The organism is Sphingobacterium sp. BIGb0116 (genome assembly GCF_024808035.1).
Lineage (GTDB): Bacteria > Bacteroidota > Bacteroidia > Sphingobacteriales > Sphingobacteriaceae > Sphingobacterium > Sphingobacterium paramultivorum.
This window is the reverse complement of sequence record NZ_JANUDT010000001.1, coordinates 1048746-1067491: the sequence shown is the minus strand read 5'-3', so window position 1 is coordinate 1067491 and position 18746 is coordinate 1048746. Positions and strand designations below refer to the sequence as shown.

Sequence of the window (18746 nt, the reverse complement as noted above, 5' to 3'; positions counted from 1 at the left end):
ATATTCTTACACATTTCTATTATATCAAATCAAATTTTTATGAAAAAAAATCTGTTACTCGGAATTGCAATTCCAGTTATCATATTTTCTTCCTGCAAACCAGGTCATCAACCTGTTCAGGAGCCCAGTGTTCCTGAGGTTCCAGTGCTGGTTCTAAACAAGACCGATACGGTCGTTTATACAGAATATCCTGCACAGCTAGAGGGGCTTACTGATGTCGAGATCCGCCCCCAGGTGAATGGAATCCTGGAAAGGGTTTTGGTTCAGGAAGGTGCCTATGTGGAAAAGGGCCAAGCACTCTTCCTGATCGATTCACGCCCATACCGGGAAGCATATAACGATGCGAAAGCGCAGCTATCCATAGCGCAGGCCGAAGTACAGACCGCAAAAATTGAAGTCGAAAAGCTAAAAGCGCTCGTTGATAATCGGGTCGTATCAAACTATCAGCTTAAAACAGCACAGGCTAGCTATGACGCAGCGGTAGCGGGTGAACGAAAAGCGATGGCAAAAATAGAAAATGCCAAAATCACCTTAAATTTTACTACCATTAAAGCTCCCGTAAGTGGCTATATCGGCCGTCTCGGAAAGAAAACCGGTAGTCTTGTTGCTCCGTCCGATGCCCAGTCATTGACCTATCTTTCCGACAATAGGGAGGTTCACGCTTATTTTTCTGTTGGAGAAGCTGATTTTGTCGCCTTTAAGGATGGTCTGCAAGGTCGTTCAATCGACGAAAAGTTAAAGAACAGTGCTGCGGTAAATCTGGTGCTTTCTGGTGGAGCTGATTATTCCGTAACGGGTCGGCTTGATATGGTTGATGCAGCATTCGACAGGTCTACTGGAGCAATCACCCTAAGGGCTACCTTTCCCAATAGGCAAGGTCTGCTTCGTTCAGGCAATTCAGGCCGTATTAGACTTGGCCTGAGGCAGCATGGTGTAGTTGCTGTACCCCAGGCAGCTACGTTCGAAATGCAGGACAAGCTCTTTGCCTATGTCGTTGACCAGCACAACAAAACCCGGCAGGTTGCATTAACGGTTACCGGAGCTGCCGGAAACAGCTATTACATTTCCAACGGCCTGACTAGTGGGGACAGACTTATTTTAAAAGGGCTGGAGTCCCTTAAAGATGGAATGGCTGTTAAGCCCGAGATATCATCCGATAAAATGGCGAGCAACTAGTCACCTTATTTTACTTATGCTAAAGACTATTATACCATGTTAAAAATTTTTATTGATAAGCCAGTTATCGCTACTGTAGTTTCCATCATGCTGGTCATTCTTGGCGCGGTAGGTCTGATGGATCTACCTATACAACAGTTTCCGGATATAGCACCTCCAGTGGTTCAGGTTTCGGCCAATTATCCCGGTGCCAACGCCGAAACGATGGTGCGTGCGGTAGCGCCACCGCTGGAGGAAGCCATTAATGGGGTAGAAAATATGACCTATATGAGTTCCACTTCGAGCAACGACGGTACACTCATCATATCCGTATACTTCAAGCTGGGCACAGATCCCGACCAGGCCGCTGTAAATGTACAGAATCGAGTTTCATCTGCTACGGGATTGCTTCCTCCAGAAGTTGTCCAGGCCGGTACTACCACCCAAAAGGTACAAAATTCGCTTATTATGGCGATTAATTTGATGAGTGATAAGCCCGAACTATACGATGCAACATATCTGACCAATTATGCTCAGATCAACATCATTCCGGAGTTAAAACGTATACAGGGCGTTGGCCAAGTCACTTTTTACGGCAGTAATAGAGATTATTCGATGCGGATATGGCTCAATCCGGCGCAAATGGCCGCTTACAACATTACACCAACAGAAGTGATGGCCGCCGTCAAAAGTAAAAATCAGGAAGCGGCACCGGGAAGGTTTGGTGAATCAAGCGACAGATCTTTCGAATATGTACTCAAATATGCGGGTAAGTATACTAGACCCGAGGACTATGGGAATATGATCATCAGAACGAATGGAGATGGCAGTATGCTCAAACTTAAAGATGTCGCCAAAGTGGAACTGGGCAGTTACACCTACAATTCATTAAATACCGTACACGATAAAAAAAGTGTGCTATTCCAGGTCATACAGCTTCCTGGCACCAATTCGAGAGAAATACAGACGAAGGTGGCCGAATTTTTGAAAAAAGCTGAAAAAGATTTTCCACGGGGGATCAAGCAGCAGATACTCTACAATACCAAGGATATGCTTGATCAATCCATTGATCAGGTAGAGCATACACTTCTGGAAGCCTTTATTCTTGTTTTTATAGTCGTATATCTATTCCTGCAGGATTTCCGGTCCACACTGATTCCGGCTATTGCAGTTCCCGTGGCGGTTATAGGTACGTTTTTCTTTATGTCTGTCTTCGGGTTCTCTATCAACCTGCTCACCCTATTTGCACTCGTATTGGCCATAGGTATAGTCGTAGACGATGCCATTGTCGTTGTTGAGGCAGTACATTCCAAACTGGAAAATAAAAATATGACAGCCAAAAAAGCAACGATGTCCGCGATGCACGAGATTACTGGTGCCATCATCTCGATTACTTTGGTTATGGCAGCAGTATTTCTTCCCGTTGGCTTTATGAAAGGGTCCGCAGGTGTGTTTTACCGTCAGTTTGCCTTTACTTTAGCTATTGCAATTGTTATTTCTGCATTGAATGCTTTGACCCTCAGTCCCGCATTATGTGCCTTATTGTTGAAAGATGTCAATCATGGTCATGCTGAAGAGCCCACAAATTTTAAACAGCGTTTTTTCTACGCTTTCAATAAAGGCTTTGAAAATATAACAGCTAAGTATGTTATAGCAGTGAAAAAGCTGATCAAGTTTAAATGGGCTAGTCTCGCTGGGTTAGCGCTTGTTGTTGTAATTACGGGCTGGCTTATTCGTCGGACTCCGACAGGTTTTATACCGTCAGAAGACTTGGGTTTTATTGCAATTTCGGTCAATCTTCCCCCGGGTTCGTCCATGAATAGGACGCAGGCAGTCCTTGATGAGGCGGCCGATAAGGTGCGGGATATGAAAGCGAAATTTGCATTCAATGAAGTAGCAGGTTTCAATGTGTTGACAAATTCCACCAGTCCGTCATCCGGAGTAGCCTTTTTCAGGATGAAAAAGGATGGTGAGCGTGGATCGATGAACGATGTCTCTGCTAACATTGCTGAAATTCAAAAACGGCTCAATACAATAAAGGGAGCCCAATGCTTTGTGTTTTCTTTTCCTACCGTTCCTGGATTTAGCAATGTGGATGCGCTGGATCTGGTCCTCGAGGACAAAGCCGGCGGCAAGCTGGATAAATTTGGTGGTATTGCCAACAAATTTATTGCCGAGTTGAGCAAACGCAAAGAAATAGCTGTCGCATTTACCACTTTCCGTGCAGATTATCCACAGTACGAGATGATTCTAGACCACGAAAAAATCGAACAATTGGAGGTGGATGAAAAAGATGTTTTGGGAACAATGCAATCTTTCTTCGGCAGTGCGCAAGTTTCCGATTTCAATCGCTTTGGTAAGTATTATCGGGTCATGGTACAGGCCGATAAACAGGAACGTGCAGATCCGGCTTCGATGAACGAAGTCTATGTCAAGAACAGATCTGGCAAGATGGTTCCCGTAAAAACAATGGTCAGTTTGAAAAGAGTCTTTGGTCCAGAGGTGATTACACGATATAACCTTTTCAACTCGATCGGTGTCAATGCTGTGCCCAAAGCGGGCTTTAGTACCGGTGACGCTATCCTCGCTGTCCGGGAAGTCGCAGCTGATGTATTGCCATCAGGTTACTCGTATGAATTTTCGGGAATGACTAGGGAAGAGATCTCGTCCGGGGGCCAGTCCGTGATTATTTTTTCGCTCTCTCTACTATTTGTTTATTTCCTGCTGTGTGCCCAGTATAACAGCTATATCCTTCCTTTGGCCGTAGTTTTTTCAGTTCCAACAGGTATAATAGGCGTTTTTGCAGCTATCGGAATTGCAGGCATTGACAATAATATCTATATCCAAGTGGCACTGATTATGCTGATTGGGCTACTTGCCAAAAATGCAATCCTGATCGTCGAATTTGCGGTACAGCGCAGACATGCAGGGCTTACATTGTTGCAGGCCGCATTAGAGGCAGCCAAACTGCGTGTCCGTCCTATTATTATGACCTCAATCGCATTCGTTGCCGGTATTTCCCCTATGATGCGGGCCACTGGACCGTCCGCGATGGGAAACCATTCGATCAGTATAGGTGCTGCAGGCGGAATGATCAGTGGTGTCATTCTGGGATTGTTTATCATACCGGTGCTGTTCGTTGTTTTTCAGGCTCTGCAGGAGAAAATATCGGGTAGGAAAACGCAACCAACACCAGCGATCCAACATGCTATAGAAGCTTAAGACAAATAAAAGAGACAATTTATGAGCTATTTAACTAAAAACTATCGTCAAATTATTCTTATCACTGCATTACTAGGCACCTTGGTTGGCTGTGCGATCACTAAAGACGTCCAGTTGCCCAAACCAGAACTTCCTGCGGCTTTCCGTGGAGAGACCGATAAAGATACGCTTGGTATCGCAATGCTGCCATGGAAGAGTTTTTTCACGGATAAAGTGTTGCAGGTAATGATCGATAGTACCCTGAAGAAAAACTTTGACATGCAGGTCGCGCTGAAAAATATCGAATCAGCACATCTGCTTGTACGGCAGTCAAAATGGAACAATCTACCTGTTGTCAGTCTCAATGCAACGGGAAATACAAGTAATCCTTCTAATTACAGCCTCAACGGGATGACGGCAAGTCAGTTTTTAGGGGCCAATCATATCGAGGATTATTCCTTAGGAGCCAGTTTGACTTGGGAAGCCGATGTATGGGGAAAGATCCGTAATTCCAACAAAGCCGTGCTTGCCGCTTATTTACAGAGTGATGAGGCTCGTAAAGCCTTGCAGACCGATCTTATTATCAGTGTTTCAAAAGGCTATTATAATCTTCTTATGCTAGATCAGCAGCGTCGTGTCGCAGTAGCGAATATGGCATTAAATGATAGTACTTTGCGTATTACAAATGTGCAGTATAAAATGGGGCAGGCCACCTATTTGGCGGTTCAGCAAGCAGAGGCACAGCGACTGGCAGTCGCGGAGCTGATCCCGCAACTTGAAAAGGAAATCATATTGCAGGAGAATGCGCTACATGTGCTTGCTGGTGAATTGCCGGGTATACAGCTGGGGCGTACTGTGCTTCATGAGATTAAGTTTCCGGAGCAGCTCTCTACTGGTGTGCCCATTGATATGGTTCGGCGACGACCAGATGTCCGGAGCCGCGAGCTGGACCTGGTGATTGCGAATGCAAAAGTAGGCATCAGCAAAGCGCAGATGTATCCTGCACTTCGAATTACTGCCGCAGGCGGAGTGGGGGCACTGAAAGCAAGCGATTGGTTCAATATTCCGGGAGCACTCTTTGGTACTGTGGGCGGAACTATCGTACAGCCATTACTCCAGCATAAGGAACTTAGCACACAGTATAAGATAGCTGCTATTGAACGAGAGAAAACAATTGTTGCATTTCAAAAAACAGTCTTGGGAGCGGTTGGAGAGGTCTCCGATGCCATAGTAAAGATCGAGAAGCTGAAACAGCAGCAGTACATTACAGCCCAACGTGTCAATACACTGCAGCAGGCAACAGCAAATGCCAATACCCTTTTCGTGAATGGCATGGCAAACTATCTCGAAGTGATTACAGCACAGGTTAATGTATTGCAGAGCGAACTTGACCTCGCATCTGTCCGACGTCAGGAGCTGTCTGCCATTGCCGACCTGTATCGCAGTCTGGGTGGCGGTGTAGAATGATAGAACAAAAATCACCTTTTACAATAAAAAACAATAATGATGATACAAGAAGAATTAAGAAATCAAACCGCCTCACCGCACCAACAATTGGAGAAATTGGTTGTCGCCAGATTAAAGTCGATCCGTAGCAATGCGGAATACGCAGATCTGTTGAAAATATTTTATAGCTATTTCAAGAATTTAGAAGAAGCCATTGCTCCATATATCACTGCGAATATATTGGCAGATTATCCCGAAAGGCGACATGCCGTTAGTCTTGCTGAGGATATCGTGGACTTAGGTGGAGACCTGAACGAACTTCCAGAAGTACATGTCCCTACCATCGACAGTATGGCAAAGGCGCTGGGTGCACTTTACGTCATGGAGGGTTCCGTGATGGGCGGGATGGTCATTGTTCAAATGCTTGGGAAATACGGAATAACTGAAGGAGTATCGTTCTTCTCCGGCTATGGTTCAGAAACAAATCAGAAATGGAATGTCTTTATTGATGTTTTGCGTGCAAATATTTCGGAAGAACATGCTGCAGATGCCATTTATGCGGCACGAGAAACGTTTGCCCGATTTGCTGATGCATTTCAAATCTGATTATCTATGGTGTCCCCGTTGTTTTTTGGTGTCAGCGGGGCGCCATTTAAGTATTCTAAAAATATGTGTTATGATTGTTATGATTTTTTTCCAAAAGAGATTAAGCTTAAAAATAGAAACCCTTGGAAGCCTTGGTCATCTTTTCGACTGTTTTATTCTCGTCGGGAATGACGTTGAGGTACTCGACGAGTTTGCTCTTTATCTGGAAAAGATGGATAAAACCGTTTATATCTGCTCCGAGATAGGTGAAGTAGCGCAACTAATCACAAAAGATGTAAAAAGCCTTATTTCTTAACAAATGGTAATGGTAGCTTGATGAGATCATCCGAACTTTATAAATAAAAGGAAATGAAAAATCAGCAAGTATTACTGACCGGAGTTACCGGTTTTTTAGGTGCACATACGGCCATTCAATTGCTCAATAAAGGCTATGAGGTGATAGGTACACTACGGAACAGAGATCGCATATCATCGATAAAGGAGGTGATTGGCCAACATACCGATCATTTGGATAAGCTGCACTTTGCAGTCGCAGATTTAAACGATGCAAGTATCTGGAACGATCTTGCAAAAGGAGTGGACTTTATCCAGCATGTTGCATCACCTTTCCCGACAACACTGCCCAAGAATGAGGATGAATTAATCGTACCTGCAAAAAACGGTACGTTAAATATTTTGAGTGCCGCGGTAGACAACAATGTTAAGCGGGTTGTGATGACCTCTTCTTTAGCCGCTATTGCTTATGGTAGACAAAATAAAGAACCCAACAAAATTTTAACGGAAAGCGATTGGACGGATATAAGCCGCGAGAGTGATCTTACGCCCTATTATAAAAGTAAAACCATCGCCGAGAAGGCCGCCTGGGATTTTATCAGACAAGATGCTAGCTCGCTGGAATTGGTTACGGTATGTCCAGGGGCTATTTTGGGGCCGGTGATCGAAAAAGATTATGGTACTTCTGCAGAGATCGTTGTCGCCTTGATGAACGGGAGTTATCCCGCTTTGCCTAAGATCGGTTTCGATCTTGTCGATGTCCGTTCTGTAGCAGATCTCCTTATTTTGGCCATGGAAAGCCCGGACGCAACCGGCAATAGGTATATCGCTGCCACGGGGTATTTAACGCTCAAGGCTGTTGCGCTCATCCTTAAAGATCATTTTCCGGGACATAAAATTCCTACAGCAGAATTTCCTAACTTTATAACAAGGATGCTGGCGCAATTTCGCCCCGAGCTCAAACCGGTTTTGTTGGAGATGGTTCGGAGGAAAACAGATATCAGTAAAGCGCAGAGAGAACTGGGATGGAAGCCCATTCCGGTCAAGGAAGCGGTAATCGCCTGCGCAAACAGTCTATTGGAACTACAAATCGTAAAAAATAATGGAAAAACTTAGGGCTGCACTTGCTTTTGGAGGAATACTTGCTGCAAGCGATATTGATCTGCTTGCTGCGAGTTTTAAATTACGCCAGGTAAAAGCGGGTACCTATATCGAAGAACTCCATGAAGTAGCGTCTGAGATTCTCTTTGTTGAAAGCGGTATCTTACGTTTGCTGGGTGCGGATATATCAGGCAATGATGTCACGAAGCATTTTATCAAGGAGCACCAATTTTTCGCAAATCTTGAAAGTTACTATACTAGGCAGCCGGCTACAGAGGCTATTCAGGCAGTTGTTGCCAGCAAGATCTATACGATAGCTTTTTCAGCTTTTGAACGGTATTTTCAGACCATTCCAAATCTATATGTTTATTTCAAAACCTTTAGTGAGGCTTCATTGCTTCAAAAAATAAAGGATAATGATTTTCTGAATTATGGCGATGCGAAAACCAAATACTTGGAACTTTTACGACGTTACCCAGCGATCGTTCAACAGGTTCCACAGCAATATATCGCTTCTTATCTCAAGATTACGCCGCAGTCCTTGAGCAGAATAAGGAAAGAGCTCACTTAAATGCGATCGCTCTTATTTTTCAATCCATTCCCGAAATGTCGCCGTATTGCTTTGACTGGTTTTTAAATAAGTTTCAAATTCTTTTAATTTGATAGCAAGCGTATTTTTTTTATATCGTTCGATCTTTTCGATGTAAGGTTTGTGAACAAATTCACTTCGGTTGATACGGAAAAAGTCCAAAGGGTTGAGTTGCTCCTCAATTTCTTTCAATGTAGTTTCAGTAAGTAGATGTTTCTTACCTTTGGTATCGTAAGCAAAAATAATTCCTTCATCGGCTTCAAAAAACAAAATGTTTTCTGTTTCTAAGAAATAAATCCCTTGATTCGTATTGATGGAAAAACGTTTTTTATACTGTTTTTGGATGAAATTTTGCTGAAAAAATTTGGTTAGATTGACGATTGCCTTTTCTTCATTTGAAGTAGCATTTCCAAGTAAAAGATATTTGTCCCACGCTTTTAGAAATCGTTCTTTAGAGAAAGGTTTCAGTAAATATGCGATACCATTGCCATCAAAAGCATCCATCCAAAATTGGTCGTAAGCCGTGGTGAAAATGATAGGACACGAAATATAAACTTGCTGGTAAATCTCAAAAGCATTTCCGTCCAAAAGTTCAATATCCGAAAAAATAAGGTCAGGTTGGTGGCTTTTCAAAAAAAACACAGCAGATTGAACTGTATCTAATTCGGCGATGATTTCGGTTGAGGAATTTACTTCTTCAATAAATCTTTTTAGCTTTTTTCGAGCCGGAATTTCGTCTTCTATGATGAGTATTTTTGTCATTTACTTTGTTTATGAATAATAGGGACAGTTGCAGAAAATTCTTTTTCGGTTTGATGAATTTCAATTGGTTTTTTTGAAAGCAATTGATATTGTTCTTTCAGGTTTTTCAGTGCTCGTCCTGATGTTAGCTTTGTATTTCGCTTCAGATTTATATTATTTGAAACAAAAATATTTTCATCAATATTTATTTTGATATAAACAGGATTTTCTTGTGAACCTATATTGTGTTGAAGTGCATTTTCGATTAATAATTGCAAAGTAAGCGGAACAATAAAACCTTTTGCATTTTGGGTTTCGATGTTTAGCTTATAGGCATTTCCATACTTATACTGAATGAGTTTGAAATATTGTTTAGCAAAATCGATTTCCTGATCAATATCTGTCAATTCCTTATCTGATGCTTGCAATACATAACGATAAATTTCGGCAAATTCGTTCAGAAAATCAGATGCTTTTTGTTTGTCTTCTTCAATTAATTGATCCAATACATTTAGATTATTGAACAAAAAATGCGGATTAAGTTGTGCTTTGAGTTGATTGATTTTACTTTCTGCCAAAGATTGGTTATATATTGCTAGTTTTTGTTGGTGTTTTTTATTTTTATTGAAATAGTGATAGGCAAGGAAAAAACTACCGTAAATAACGCCATTCAAAAAATCAGAAAACAAGGAAAGAGTAAAGGCTTGTTGGTTGAAATTTCGCTCTATATTTCCAAAAGCAAATGCTATCAATAATCCTATCAACTGCATAGAAATTACAAATGAAAGCAACGAAGTGCCAAAAATTTTCAGCATTGTTTGATTACTGAACGTATCTGTTCCTTGCCATTTTCGAATGAAGAAAAGAATAATCAAAAACAAAATTCCTGCTCCAATTACTGTAGCCAAAGCTGCTTCTGGAGTGAATATGTAAGCATTTATTTGCCGTCTTACTGCTATTCGCGTGTAAATGGATTGTATGTAAGCGAACAGTAAAATGAACAGCAAAAAATGTCGGATTTGATATATTTTGTGGATGATATTCTTCATTGAAGTTTGATATGACAATTTACAAAAAAAAAATAGTCCTGAGATGTTGCAGGACTATTTTTTATGCTGAAACTAATTAATTTTTCTTTTCGGGAAATGAAGCCATGACGTTTCCTGTTTCATCATAGAAATCTAGTTTTGCATTGTTTTCTTTGTCCACATAAAACATCGCTTTTGGCATGCCTTTATCATCAAAAAGAAACAATCCGTTGTTTTGACTTCTGGATTTACCAAGCATTACTCGTGGAACGCCACCAAGTATTCCTTGTGCTTCATATTCTTTGTATTTTTCTTCCATTGCTTTTGGATCTTTTTTGCGAAGTACTTCAAGTTCTTGCATGATTTCCATTGTTTTGAGTTGCGATTCTTTGTCTGGTCGATCGTTGAACGCCAACGTACTGCTAACAGATCGTTTGTCGCCTTTTCCAATATCTTGTGTCAGTAATTGCATTACTTGGTCGCCATCATATTGGTCGTAAGTCAGAGAAAGCCCCGCCGAATGTCCGTTTTCTGTTTTTCTTCCGTCATAGATAAATCCGCCACATTCTATGCCTTCTTCGTTAAAGAATAACATTCCCGAACGTTTTTTTCGGTCTGCGTTGGTCGGGCGATTATTGATTTTGCTAGTTCCGTTCGGAAAACGATCTACATTGGTAATAACCATTTTTACCGTTCCGTCTTTTTCCACAATGTTGATACGTTCTACATCTATTTCACTAAATTTTTGGTTTCCTGATTTTTTAAATGCAGTTAATGAAATTAATGTAATTCCTATAACAGTTGCAACTGCGAAAATTCTTAAAAATACTAATTCTCTGTTCATCTTTTTTGATTTTAATTGTTTGATGAAGCAAAAATATTATGGTGCTGTTTTTTATTCAATAACAAAACAATGAACGCAGGAAAAAATCGAATGAACTGAGGAAATTAGGCTTTGAGATCAATCAGACGTCGGTCTGATTGCAGTGGCAAGCGATGGACAGATGGGGTTAGCTTTTAATAGGGAAAGGATGATACGGGCTTGGATGGACGAAAGTAAGAAGCCGCACATTTATTTAATTTTTTTTAATTCATCCAGCAATTTATTCTGCTTGATAATGAAAGTATTCAGGCTATCTGTTTTTAGAGGATGCGCATTTTGATATTTTTCAATTTCAGGTAGCGTTTTTCTGATTTTAAAAGCAGTATACGTGCTAACCAGATTTTCATTATTTTTAGTTATTTGACTGACATGATCTGTTATATTTTTTACTTTAAGATCGTATCGATCAGCACTGGCACTAATTTTGAATTATTTAGTTTTGGATATAGCTAGTTAGGGTGAGATTACAATAGGAGGGTAGGCTTCAGGTCATCTTTACAATAAAAAATAACCATTTTTGCCTGTTGAATTCTTATTTGAAGGTGAGTTCTCGGAAATGAGATTTAATAGATCATTATATTTTTCTAACAAGCCAATATATTTATTCATCCAGAAATAAACAGAATTATTATCGGCATCTGTATTTTTTACAGAAGAAGCATCTTGTGTACTAAGCACGTGACGATGGTTTTTTACTAACGTTTCCGGTAGTTCGGCCGTGAAATCGTGTCCAATTATATTACCAACTTCTAAGAGAATTTGAAGATTCAAATTCTCTTGTTCAAACCAATTATATATTGTTCTTCTACTTACTTTAAGCTTTCGGGATAATTCGCTAATCCCAATACGTTCCATTCGAAGAACCTGTTTTAGAATATTTCCTACGTGTATGCCCATAATAAAAAAATGTTAAAGTTGATCTAATTAGTCTCACAAAAGTCTAGCTCTTCATATTTGGAATTATTACTGATGAAATCTGGTAGAATTTCTTTCATTTTTTTTACCATTTCATAGTCATTGTTCAAGCTATTTAAGCACAATAATTCCTCTGTAACCTGATGAACATAATTAAAGCTATAATCAATAATTTTAGATATTTTAATCTTTTGATGATGGGTCGGAATAGTTTCTTCTTCTAAAAGGAGTAACTCCTCATATAACTTTTCTCCGGGGCGTAGTCCGGTAAAAACAATTTTGATATCCTTATCAGGCGTCATGCCGGCAAGTTTGATCATGTTCTTTGCCAGATCAACAATCTTAACCGGGTCTCCCATATCAAAAATAAAGATTTCACCTCCATTTCCCATTGCTGCAGCTTCCAATACCAATTGTACAGATTCAGGAATAGTCATAAAATATCTGGTTATTTCTGGATGGGTAACTGTTATTGGGCCACCCTTTTCTATCTGAGCTTTAAATCTCGGAATGACAGATCCGTTTGACCCCATAACATTCCCGAAACGGGTCGTAATAAATTTAGTTTTTGGTTTAAGTAAACTCTTAAAATTTGCTCTAACGTTCTCCGAAGCTGATAATATATTATTGTTATTTAGCGATTGGATATACATTTCTGCAAGACGTTTAGAAGCTCCCATAATATTAGTGGGTTTTACAGCTTTGTCTGTAGAAATCATAATAAACTTTTCTACCTCATGATCTATCGAAAGCTCGGATATGTTTTTCGTACCTAATACGTTGGTTAATATAGCTTCTGCAGGATTATTTTCCATCATCGGAACATGTTTATAAGCCGCTGCGTGAAAAACAATCTGTGGTTTAAATTCTTCAAACAGTGTTTTCATTCGGCTTTTGTTCTGGATGTTGGCCATGAATATTTTGGTTTTACCTTCGGGATAATAATCTTGAATTTCAAGCTGAAGTTCGTGTAAAGGTGTTTCTGCCTGATCGCAGAGGATGATATACTCTGGTTTATAGTTTAAAACCTGACGTACAATTTCGGAGCCTATTGAGCCTGCTGCTCCGGTAATCAAAACTCTCTTTCCGTTTATCTCTTTTGATACATTATTCTTTTTGAGGATAATAGGTTCCCGTTGTAAAAGATCTTCAATTTTCAAGTCCTGTATCTGATTAGGACTTAATTTACCATATAGCCATTTATCAGAAGACGGCACTGTAACTACTTTAATACCCAGTTCTATACATTTTTCAATTGCTTTCTTTTTTCCATTAATATTTAGATCGTTGCCAACTAATAAAACTTTATTGATAGCATATTTTTTCTTAAGAGTTTCTATGCAAAATGACGGATATACATTTTTTTGTTCTATATGTTTGTTTATTTTATCCAGATCATCATCAATAAAACCAAAGACATTTATAGGTGTTTCCTGACAGGTATCCAATGCTTTTTTCACCAGAATTGAGGTGCTGTCAGTTCCATAAATTAAAATATTATCCTTTATATTTCCGGGTTGTAAATCTTTTAAATATCCAAAAATGTGTTTGACGGCTATTCTCAAAATAATTAACAAGGATGAAGAAATAAAAAAGTTCAATAACAGTACTTTGTCAAACCATTTCCACGGAAGTTTAAAATATGGAGCAACAAACAAATTACTGATAAGCATAAAACCAATACTGCTTATTAGCACTGCCATGAATACGCGGAAGATATCTTCTGTATTGGAATATCTTATGATTCCTGTATGAATTCTCATGTTGATAAACACGTAAATAGAGATCACACTGTAAAGTCCTATATATAGGATATTGCTGGTGTAAAACAATTCAGCAGATTCAGTTTTTTTTGTCAGCAATAAAGACATAAAGAGTGTCCAGATTACGATTAACTGATCGATCAATAATATCAGCCATCTTGAATGTACTTTATTGCTAAATAATAACTTTTTCATAATAAGAGTAATTTTAGATAAATGATAGAGAGGAAAATAAGGTAATGAAAGCTCTGTATAAAGGGAAATAGTCGATTGCTATTTTTTTATCAATTCCGCGCTTATCAAGCAAATAGTTGTATGCTTTGCGGTTTGCAATGAACCGGAAACTTTTATAGTTTAAGAACAGATCTGAAAAAGCCGATTTCCATCGGAACAGGGAATCTTCTTTAAAGCCGAGCCCCCCACCTAGATGAAGAAACTTCATTCCCCTTTCCCGTCCAATAATGGTAATTTCATCAACTAGAAATTTTGCAGGAGATTGATTTAAATATGATGCTTTAGTAGCAACCAAATGTGCCTGAATAATGCCGTGAGAAAAAGAGATGATCATTGCACATGTAATTTCATCACCTAAATAAACCAATAATAATCTGCAATCAAACTCTTTTGAATGAATTAGGTTTGTAAAGTATTGTTTATCAAATAAATAGTATTCAGTTGAGCCGATTCGACGCATGTTTTCTGTATAGATATCAATGAATGTATCAATATCTTCCTGTCGTTTTGATTCCTTTACGAAGTATCCTTTATTCCGGCACCTTTTGATCGCTCTAGTGGCAGACCGATCGTACTTTTTACGCTGAACATCTAAAGGTAAATTCAGATCGAGTGCAACAGTAAGTCCATTTTCATGAACCCCCTCAAATTCTTTCATCAAAATATACTGATCAAAAAAAGGGTTCAATCGGGAGAATACGGAGACTATCTGTTCGTTTTTCAGAAATTTTAAAAATGACTTTTTAAAATTATCGATTAATCCTTCATCCAGGTGTTCGAATTTTTTACTTGCAATTGGTCCAGGATATCCATACACAGAGCTTAAATCAAAAAATGGCGAATCAGGGATAACTCTTTTGAGGAACGGAAAGGCTATGAAATTTTCACCTTCTTCATAAATCAAGAGTATAGGATTACCACTATTGTCTAAAGAATGATAATGCCAGGTATGATAAAAATCGTGTACAAAAGAGCGTTTAATGTAAGAATTCCATTCGCTTCTTTCGTTAAGGGTAAGTAATTTAATCATGGGGTACATTTTTAGGTGGTCACAAGACCAAGAGGTTAATCAAATACTAACATATATCAGCTAATATTGGAGTATTGCATTATTTAACGGTATAAAGTCGTATCTGTATAAGGGGAAATACTCAATCTTATTATTAGGATCGATTCCTATACGATCAACTAAGGAATTATATATTGGCTCATTGGCGCCATACGTAGGCTTTCCATTGCTCTTTGTGAAAAAGAGTAATTAATTTTCTCATGATAGTAAGTGAACTAAGGTTAGATGGGAAACTCTTTTTTATTTAATTTCATTTTAATAAATCCATTTACTTCATTGGAGCCTACTGCAACAAAACCCATTCTTTCGTAAGTTTTATAAGCAGGAATATTTAATGGATTTACCTCTAATAAGACACATTTTAAACCTAGTTCGAAAAAAGCATACTTTAATATAAGCTTTGTAGCTTGCTTGCCTATTCCGTTTCCCCATAAGCTTTTTTCACCTATGAATATATGAAAGGATGCCAGTCCATTATTTATAGTTAATAACTGAATATTTCCTATGTATTGATTGTTTTCTTTAAGACAAATTGCAAACCGTCGTTCATCCTTATTCTCTAATTTGCCTTTTATCCATTCCTGTTCAGTTTCTAAAGAAACGTATCTATCAGGTTTAAATTCAGTATATTTCCAGATGTCAGAATCATTTCTCCACTGATAAGAGACATTTGCATCGCTTAAAACCAATGGTCTTATATAAACTAAATTATCCATCCTATTTTTTTAAAAGATTTAAAGTAAATTCATAATGTGAATCAAAAAATAAAGAGGCTAGTAAATAGAACTAAGATGCTAGTTCATGTATTATATCTTTCAACACACAAACTATTCGTTCCATATCTTTTATAGTATACCGATGATCTATTGGTAGTGGGACAAGGTGTTTTGCCAGATGATTTTCAAACATCTGTTCGTTTGTCCACTTAAAAACATTAGGCCAATAGGTAGGAACAAATATTTTATTCGCTATAAGTTTAGTTTTAACTTTATCATTTGAAATAAGAAGAGGGTATACCATAGGAACAGCATCTAAAGGTATTTCAATATCAAGTTCATTTATTAGAGCCAAATTTTCCTGCAGATAATTATAGTTTTGTTTTCTTATTTTTTCACTGTTTTGATAATTAATTCCAGAAAGAATTTTCTGCGTTAGAACAGACATCTTTTTTATATCGTTGTTTTCAAGACTTTTATCGTTTTCAACAAAATCCCCATATGAATTTTCACTCCCAACATCGATACTCTTTATAAGATGTAACAATCTATCAAAAGATATGTCCGTTTCTATGTTCAATCGGAGACTACTATTAAGTTGCAAGTAAGCACCATCAGAGACGCCAAAAAACTTTCTGCATGAATATATTGTATCGATGTTATCTATTGGTTTTGAAAAGAAGGCCTGCGAATTATCAACAATTAAATTTTTAACGTTTTTGCTTAATTTTTCTACTGTATGCTGTTTTATGCCAAAATAGTTGGTATACAAAAAGCATTCAGTATATCCAATTTCAAAATCAACAATAGGGTCTAACTGTTTATCCAGTGTATAAAACTCATATGGAACTGCCAATTTTAACATAGGTTCCAATATCGTATCACACGTAAAATAGGGTATATAAATTTTAGTATACCCCTTAACCTTCAATATATATTCTAATGCATTTCTGGTTGTATTTAATTTTATGAGTGAAGGATAGTATTCTTCGCCATTTGAGAGTTGTAACTGAAAAAAGCCTCCAATGGTTTTCTGAAGTTCTTTTTGATCTTTCATAAAAATTGGAAGTTAAATTTTCTCAAAAAACTATTAACCTTGACTCGATAAATACATTCTTTTATGAGGAGGTTGATAAAACTCGTACAAATCTGATGGAATTCTGGCGTTGTAACCAACAACTTGCCTTAAGCTTTCACTTAAAGATTCTCCAAATTCATAACCTAAATATCTTGGAAAATCAAACATCGGCTTAAAGAATGGTTTGGTGAAACTTAATGTTAATACTTTTCTAGCATTTTCAGTATAATTTTTACCGGCAGCATGCCATAAGTTAGAATCAAACAAGATAATACTGCCTTTTTTTGTTATCGCCCTGTCAGCGTGTTTGTAAAAATATTCCTCACTTGGTTTAATATCTTCTTTGTGTGAGCCTGAAAGTAAATAAGTAGCACCATTCTCTTCTGTAAAATGATCAAGCAACACAATCATTTGGATCATCATTTTCATATTTCCGGTAAAACTTCTCAAATCCCGATGAATATTTTGAACATACGGCCTATCGTTTTTCATGTTAATAACCGCGCTAAACCCATTTAAAATATAGTTTCCACCTAAAAAGAAGCGTATTTCCTTATCACAAAACATTTGTTCTAAAAAATGTAAACTAAAATTGTCACATTCCAATAAATGATGAAGGGTTCCCTCCATATTTGTTTCAATACCGTTTTGGGTTTGGATTTCTCTTCTTTGCAAATAAGCCGGTTCCAGGTCATTAATAATTTGAGTAATCAGCTCTTCATTAAGAGCGTTTTCATATATAACCCAACCAAACTGATCAATTGCATTCTCAAAGTCACTAATAGTAGCTCCAGAGTAATTAAATATATTTTTCAAAGCATACAGATTTAATGGTTAAAAATTTATTTTTTTTAGAAAACCCGGTATTTTGAAATCGGATTGTTTTTATTTAATGTCCATTTCAGGGTAACGGTACAAGGGGAAATAATTTATATTTAAATCGTTCTTTCTTTCCTTGATCAGATCATTGTATACGACTGTATCCGATACAAATTTCCAGGTAGAATCTTCGAGAAACAGATTTGAAAAGGATGATTTGAATTTAAATAAGGAGTCTTCCCGACCTCCCAAACCACCGCCCAGGTGAAAATACTTCATTCCTAGCTGCCTACCTATTATACTTATTTCGTCCGTGAGTAACTTACTGGGCGATTGATTAACATAATCGACTGCTGTGGCAGACAGATGGTTTCGGATTATGCCTCCACAACACATAATAATTGCGCCGCAAATCATTTTAATTCCATCATACATCACGATTAACTTGCAACTATCCTCTTTAATGATTGCTGCAAAATAATCTTCGTTGAAAAAATAGCTTTTTTCTGCTTTCAGCCGGTGCATGTTCTCATTGTACATGGCCGTAAATAAACTTATTTCATCTCCGGTTTTAGCTTCTTTAATAATGTAAGGCATCTTTCTCAAGTGTCTAATTTGTCTGCCCATCCTTTTTTCATAGCCTGTTCTTTGCTCTTCAATAGAAATGGATAAGTCCATGTATACAGTTTTACCATTGTTGTAAATACCTCCTATTTTTTCAATCAACACTTTCTGGTCAATAAAAGGATTAAGTCTACAGAAAACACAGATATATCTTCCAGTGTTCATGAAGTTTAAGAAGAAATACTTGAAATTTTCAAGTATCTGGTCACTTATTTCTGCAAATTTTCTATTAGAAATCGGCCCTGAATAACCATATACAGAAGTCAGGTCATATAAACCTGAATTTTCAATTTCTCTTTTTAGCAGAGGTAGCACAATAAACACATCCGATTCTTCGTAAACGAAAAGAAATGGATCCCCGTTTTTCTCTAATGAATGATAGTGCCAGGTATGATAAAAATCATAGTTTACAGAATTATGGACATATGCTGTCCATTCTTCCGATTGTTGAAAATTGATCAAGCGATATGCCATGACTTATAATATTTTTAAAGAACTACAGTTT

At 38.0% G+C, this 18746-nt stretch carries 17 protein-coding genes; 7 read left to right on the top strand and 10 right to left on the bottom strand.

Going from position 1 to position 18746, the window contains the following annotated elements; all coding sequences use genetic code 11:
* The first annotated feature begins 39 nt into the window (after window positions 1-39).
* From M2419_RS04450 to M2419_RS04420, 7 genes are all read left to right on the top strand, one after another.
* Window positions 40-1176, top strand: a complete 1137-nt coding sequence (locus M2419_RS04450; RefSeq protein WP_153847673.1) for an efflux RND transporter periplasmic adaptor subunit — start codon at window positions 40-42, stop codon at window positions 1174-1176.
* Window positions 1177-1212: 36 nt separating this feature from the next.
* A complete protein-coding gene (locus M2419_RS04445) occupies window positions 1213-4377 on the top strand; it encodes an efflux RND transporter permease subunit (RefSeq protein ID WP_182331030.1) in 3165 nt (1054 codons plus the stop codon).
* Window positions 4378-4398: 21 nt separating this feature from the next.
* Window positions 4399-5823 carry an efflux transporter outer membrane subunit gene (locus M2419_RS04440; protein ID WP_153847671.1) on the top strand — a complete coding sequence of 475 codons (1425 nt, stop codon included), beginning with the start codon at window positions 4399-4401 and terminating at the stop codon, window positions 5821-5823.
* 36 nt (window positions 5824-5859) lie between these two features.
* Window positions 5860-6408 (top strand): biliverdin-producing heme oxygenase, encoded by a 549-nt coding sequence (locus M2419_RS04435; protein WP_228280151.1) that lies wholly within the window; start codon window positions 5860-5862, stop codon window positions 6406-6408.
* Window positions 6409-6478: 70 nt separating this feature from the next.
* Window positions 6479-6703 (top strand): hypothetical protein, encoded by a 225-nt coding sequence (locus tag M2419_RS04430; RefSeq protein WP_153847670.1) that lies wholly within the window; start codon window positions 6479-6481, stop codon window positions 6701-6703.
* Between the two features lie 53 nt (window positions 6704-6756).
* Window positions 6757-7797, top strand: a complete 1041-nt coding sequence (locus tag M2419_RS04425; protein ID WP_153847669.1) for an aldehyde reductase — start codon at window positions 6757-6759, stop codon at window positions 7795-7797.
* Complete coding sequence (locus M2419_RS04420; protein WP_153847668.1) at window positions 7784-8353, top strand: Crp/Fnr family transcriptional regulator; 570 nt, start codon at window positions 7784-7786, stop codon at window positions 8351-8353. The genes M2419_RS04425 and M2419_RS04420 overlap by 14 nt, the downstream gene beginning before the upstream one ends.
* 12 nt (window positions 8354-8365) lie before the next feature.
* Here M2419_RS04420 and M2419_RS04415 read toward each other — a convergent pair whose 3' ends face one another.
* From M2419_RS04415 to M2419_RS04370, 10 genes are all read right to left on the bottom strand, one after another.
* Window positions 8366-9133, bottom strand: a complete 768-nt coding sequence (locus M2419_RS04415; RefSeq protein WP_153847667.1) for a LytTR family DNA-binding domain-containing protein — start codon at window positions 9131-9133, stop codon at window positions 8366-8368.
* Window positions 9130-10161, bottom strand: coding sequence for a sensor histidine kinase (locus M2419_RS04410; protein WP_153847666.1), 1032 nt, complete (start codon window positions 10159-10161; stop codon window positions 9130-9132). The genes M2419_RS04415 and M2419_RS04410 overlap by 4 nt, the downstream gene beginning before the upstream one ends.
* Window positions 10162-10237: 76 nt before the next feature.
* Window positions 10238-10984 (bottom strand): hypothetical protein, encoded by a 747-nt coding sequence (locus tag M2419_RS04405; RefSeq protein ID WP_153847665.1) that lies wholly within the window; start codon window positions 10982-10984, stop codon window positions 10238-10240.
* 534 nt (window positions 10985-11518) lie between these two features.
* Window positions 11519-11920 carry a hypothetical protein gene (locus M2419_RS04400; protein ID WP_153847664.1) on the bottom strand — a complete coding sequence of 134 codons (402 nt, stop codon included), beginning with the start codon at window positions 11918-11920 and terminating at the stop codon, window positions 11519-11521.
* A gap of 23 nt (window positions 11921-11943) precedes the next feature.
* Window positions 11944-13896 carry a nucleoside-diphosphate sugar epimerase/dehydratase gene (locus tag M2419_RS04395; protein ID WP_153847663.1) on the bottom strand — a complete coding sequence of 651 codons (1953 nt, stop codon included), beginning with the start codon at window positions 13894-13896 and terminating at the stop codon, window positions 11944-11946.
* A 13-nt stretch (window positions 13897-13909) separates the two neighbouring features.
* The gene (locus M2419_RS04390) at window positions 13910-14965 is read right to left on the bottom strand and encodes a GNAT family N-acetyltransferase (RefSeq protein WP_153847662.1); all 1056 of its coding nucleotides are present in this window, start codon (window positions 14963-14965) and stop codon (window positions 13910-13912) included.
* A 260-nt stretch (window positions 14966-15225) separates the two neighbouring features.
* Window positions 15226-15720, bottom strand: a complete 495-nt coding sequence (locus M2419_RS04385; RefSeq protein ID WP_121125665.1) for a GNAT family N-acetyltransferase — start codon at window positions 15718-15720, stop codon at window positions 15226-15228.
* 70 nt (window positions 15721-15790) lie between these two features.
* A complete protein-coding gene (locus M2419_RS04380) occupies window positions 15791-16777 on the bottom strand; it encodes a hypothetical protein (protein ID WP_121125664.1) in 987 nt (328 codons plus the stop codon).
* A 33-nt stretch (window positions 16778-16810) separates the two neighbouring features.
* Window positions 16811-17614, bottom strand: a complete 804-nt coding sequence (locus tag M2419_RS04375) for a phytanoyl-CoA dioxygenase family protein (RefSeq protein WP_153847661.1) — start codon at window positions 17612-17614, stop codon at window positions 16811-16813.
* Window positions 17615-17683: 69 nt separating this feature from the next.
* Window positions 17684-18715: a GNAT family N-acetyltransferase gene (locus tag M2419_RS04370; RefSeq protein WP_153847660.1), complete on the bottom strand. Its 1032-nt coding sequence runs from the start codon at window positions 18713-18715 to the stop codon at window positions 17684-17686.
* Window positions 18716-18746: the final 31 nt, after the last annotated feature.

Bases quoted from the DNA above. Each gene is read 5' to 3' on its own strand.
- M2419_RS04370 (WP_153847660.1), bottom strand. From the start codon at position 18,715: ATGGCATATCGCTTGATCAATTTTCAACAATCGGAAGAATGGACAGCA.
- M2419_RS04430 (WP_153847670.1), top strand. From the start codon at position 6,479: ATGATTGTTATGATTTTTTTCCAAAAGAGATTAAGCTTAAAAATAGAA.
- M2419_RS04395 (WP_153847663.1), bottom strand. From the start codon at position 13,896: ATGAAAAAGTTATTATTTAGCAATAAAGTACATTCAAGATGGCTGATA.
- M2419_RS04435 (WP_228280151.1), top strand. From the start codon at position 5,860: ATGATGATACAAGAAGAATTAAGAAATCAAACCGCCTCACCGCACCAA.
- M2419_RS04450 (WP_153847673.1), top strand. From the start codon at position 40: ATGAAAAAAAATCTGTTACTCGGAATTGCAATTCCAGTTATCATATTT.
- M2419_RS04405 (WP_153847665.1), bottom strand. From the start codon at position 10,984: ATGAACAGAGAATTAGTATTTTTAAGAATTTTCGCAGTTGCAACTGTT.
- M2419_RS04410 (WP_153847666.1), bottom strand. From the start codon at position 10,161: ATGAAGAATATCATCCACAAAATATATCAAATCCGACATTTTTTGCTG.
- M2419_RS04380 (WP_121125664.1), bottom strand. From the start codon at position 16,777: ATGAAAGATCAAAAAGAACTTCAGAAAACCATTGGAGGCTTTTTTCAG.
- M2419_RS04400 (WP_153847664.1), bottom strand. From the start codon at position 11,920: ATGGGCATACACGTAGGAAATATTCTAAAACAGGTTCTTCGAATGGAA.
- M2419_RS04425 (WP_153847669.1), top strand. From the start codon at position 6,757: ATGAAAAATCAGCAAGTATTACTGACCGGAGTTACCGGTTTTTTAGGT.
- M2419_RS04440 (WP_153847671.1), top strand. From the start codon at position 4,399: ATGAGCTATTTAACTAAAAACTATCGTCAAATTATTCTTATCACTGCA.
- M2419_RS04385 (WP_121125665.1), bottom strand. From the start codon at position 15,720: ATGGATAATTTAGTTTATATAAGACCATTGGTTTTAAGCGATGCAAAT.
- M2419_RS04445 (WP_182331030.1), top strand. From the start codon at position 1,213: ATGTTAAAAATTTTTATTGATAAGCCAGTTATCGCTACTGTAGTTTCC.
- M2419_RS04420 (WP_153847668.1), top strand. From the start codon at position 7,784: ATGGAAAAACTTAGGGCTGCACTTGCTTTTGGAGGAATACTTGCTGCA.
- M2419_RS04390 (WP_153847662.1), bottom strand. From the start codon at position 14,965: ATGATTAAATTACTTACCCTTAACGAAAGAAGCGAATGGAATTCTTAC.
- M2419_RS04415 (WP_153847667.1), bottom strand. From the start codon at position 9,133: ATGACAAAAATACTCATCATAGAAGACGAAATTCCGGCTCGAAAAAAG.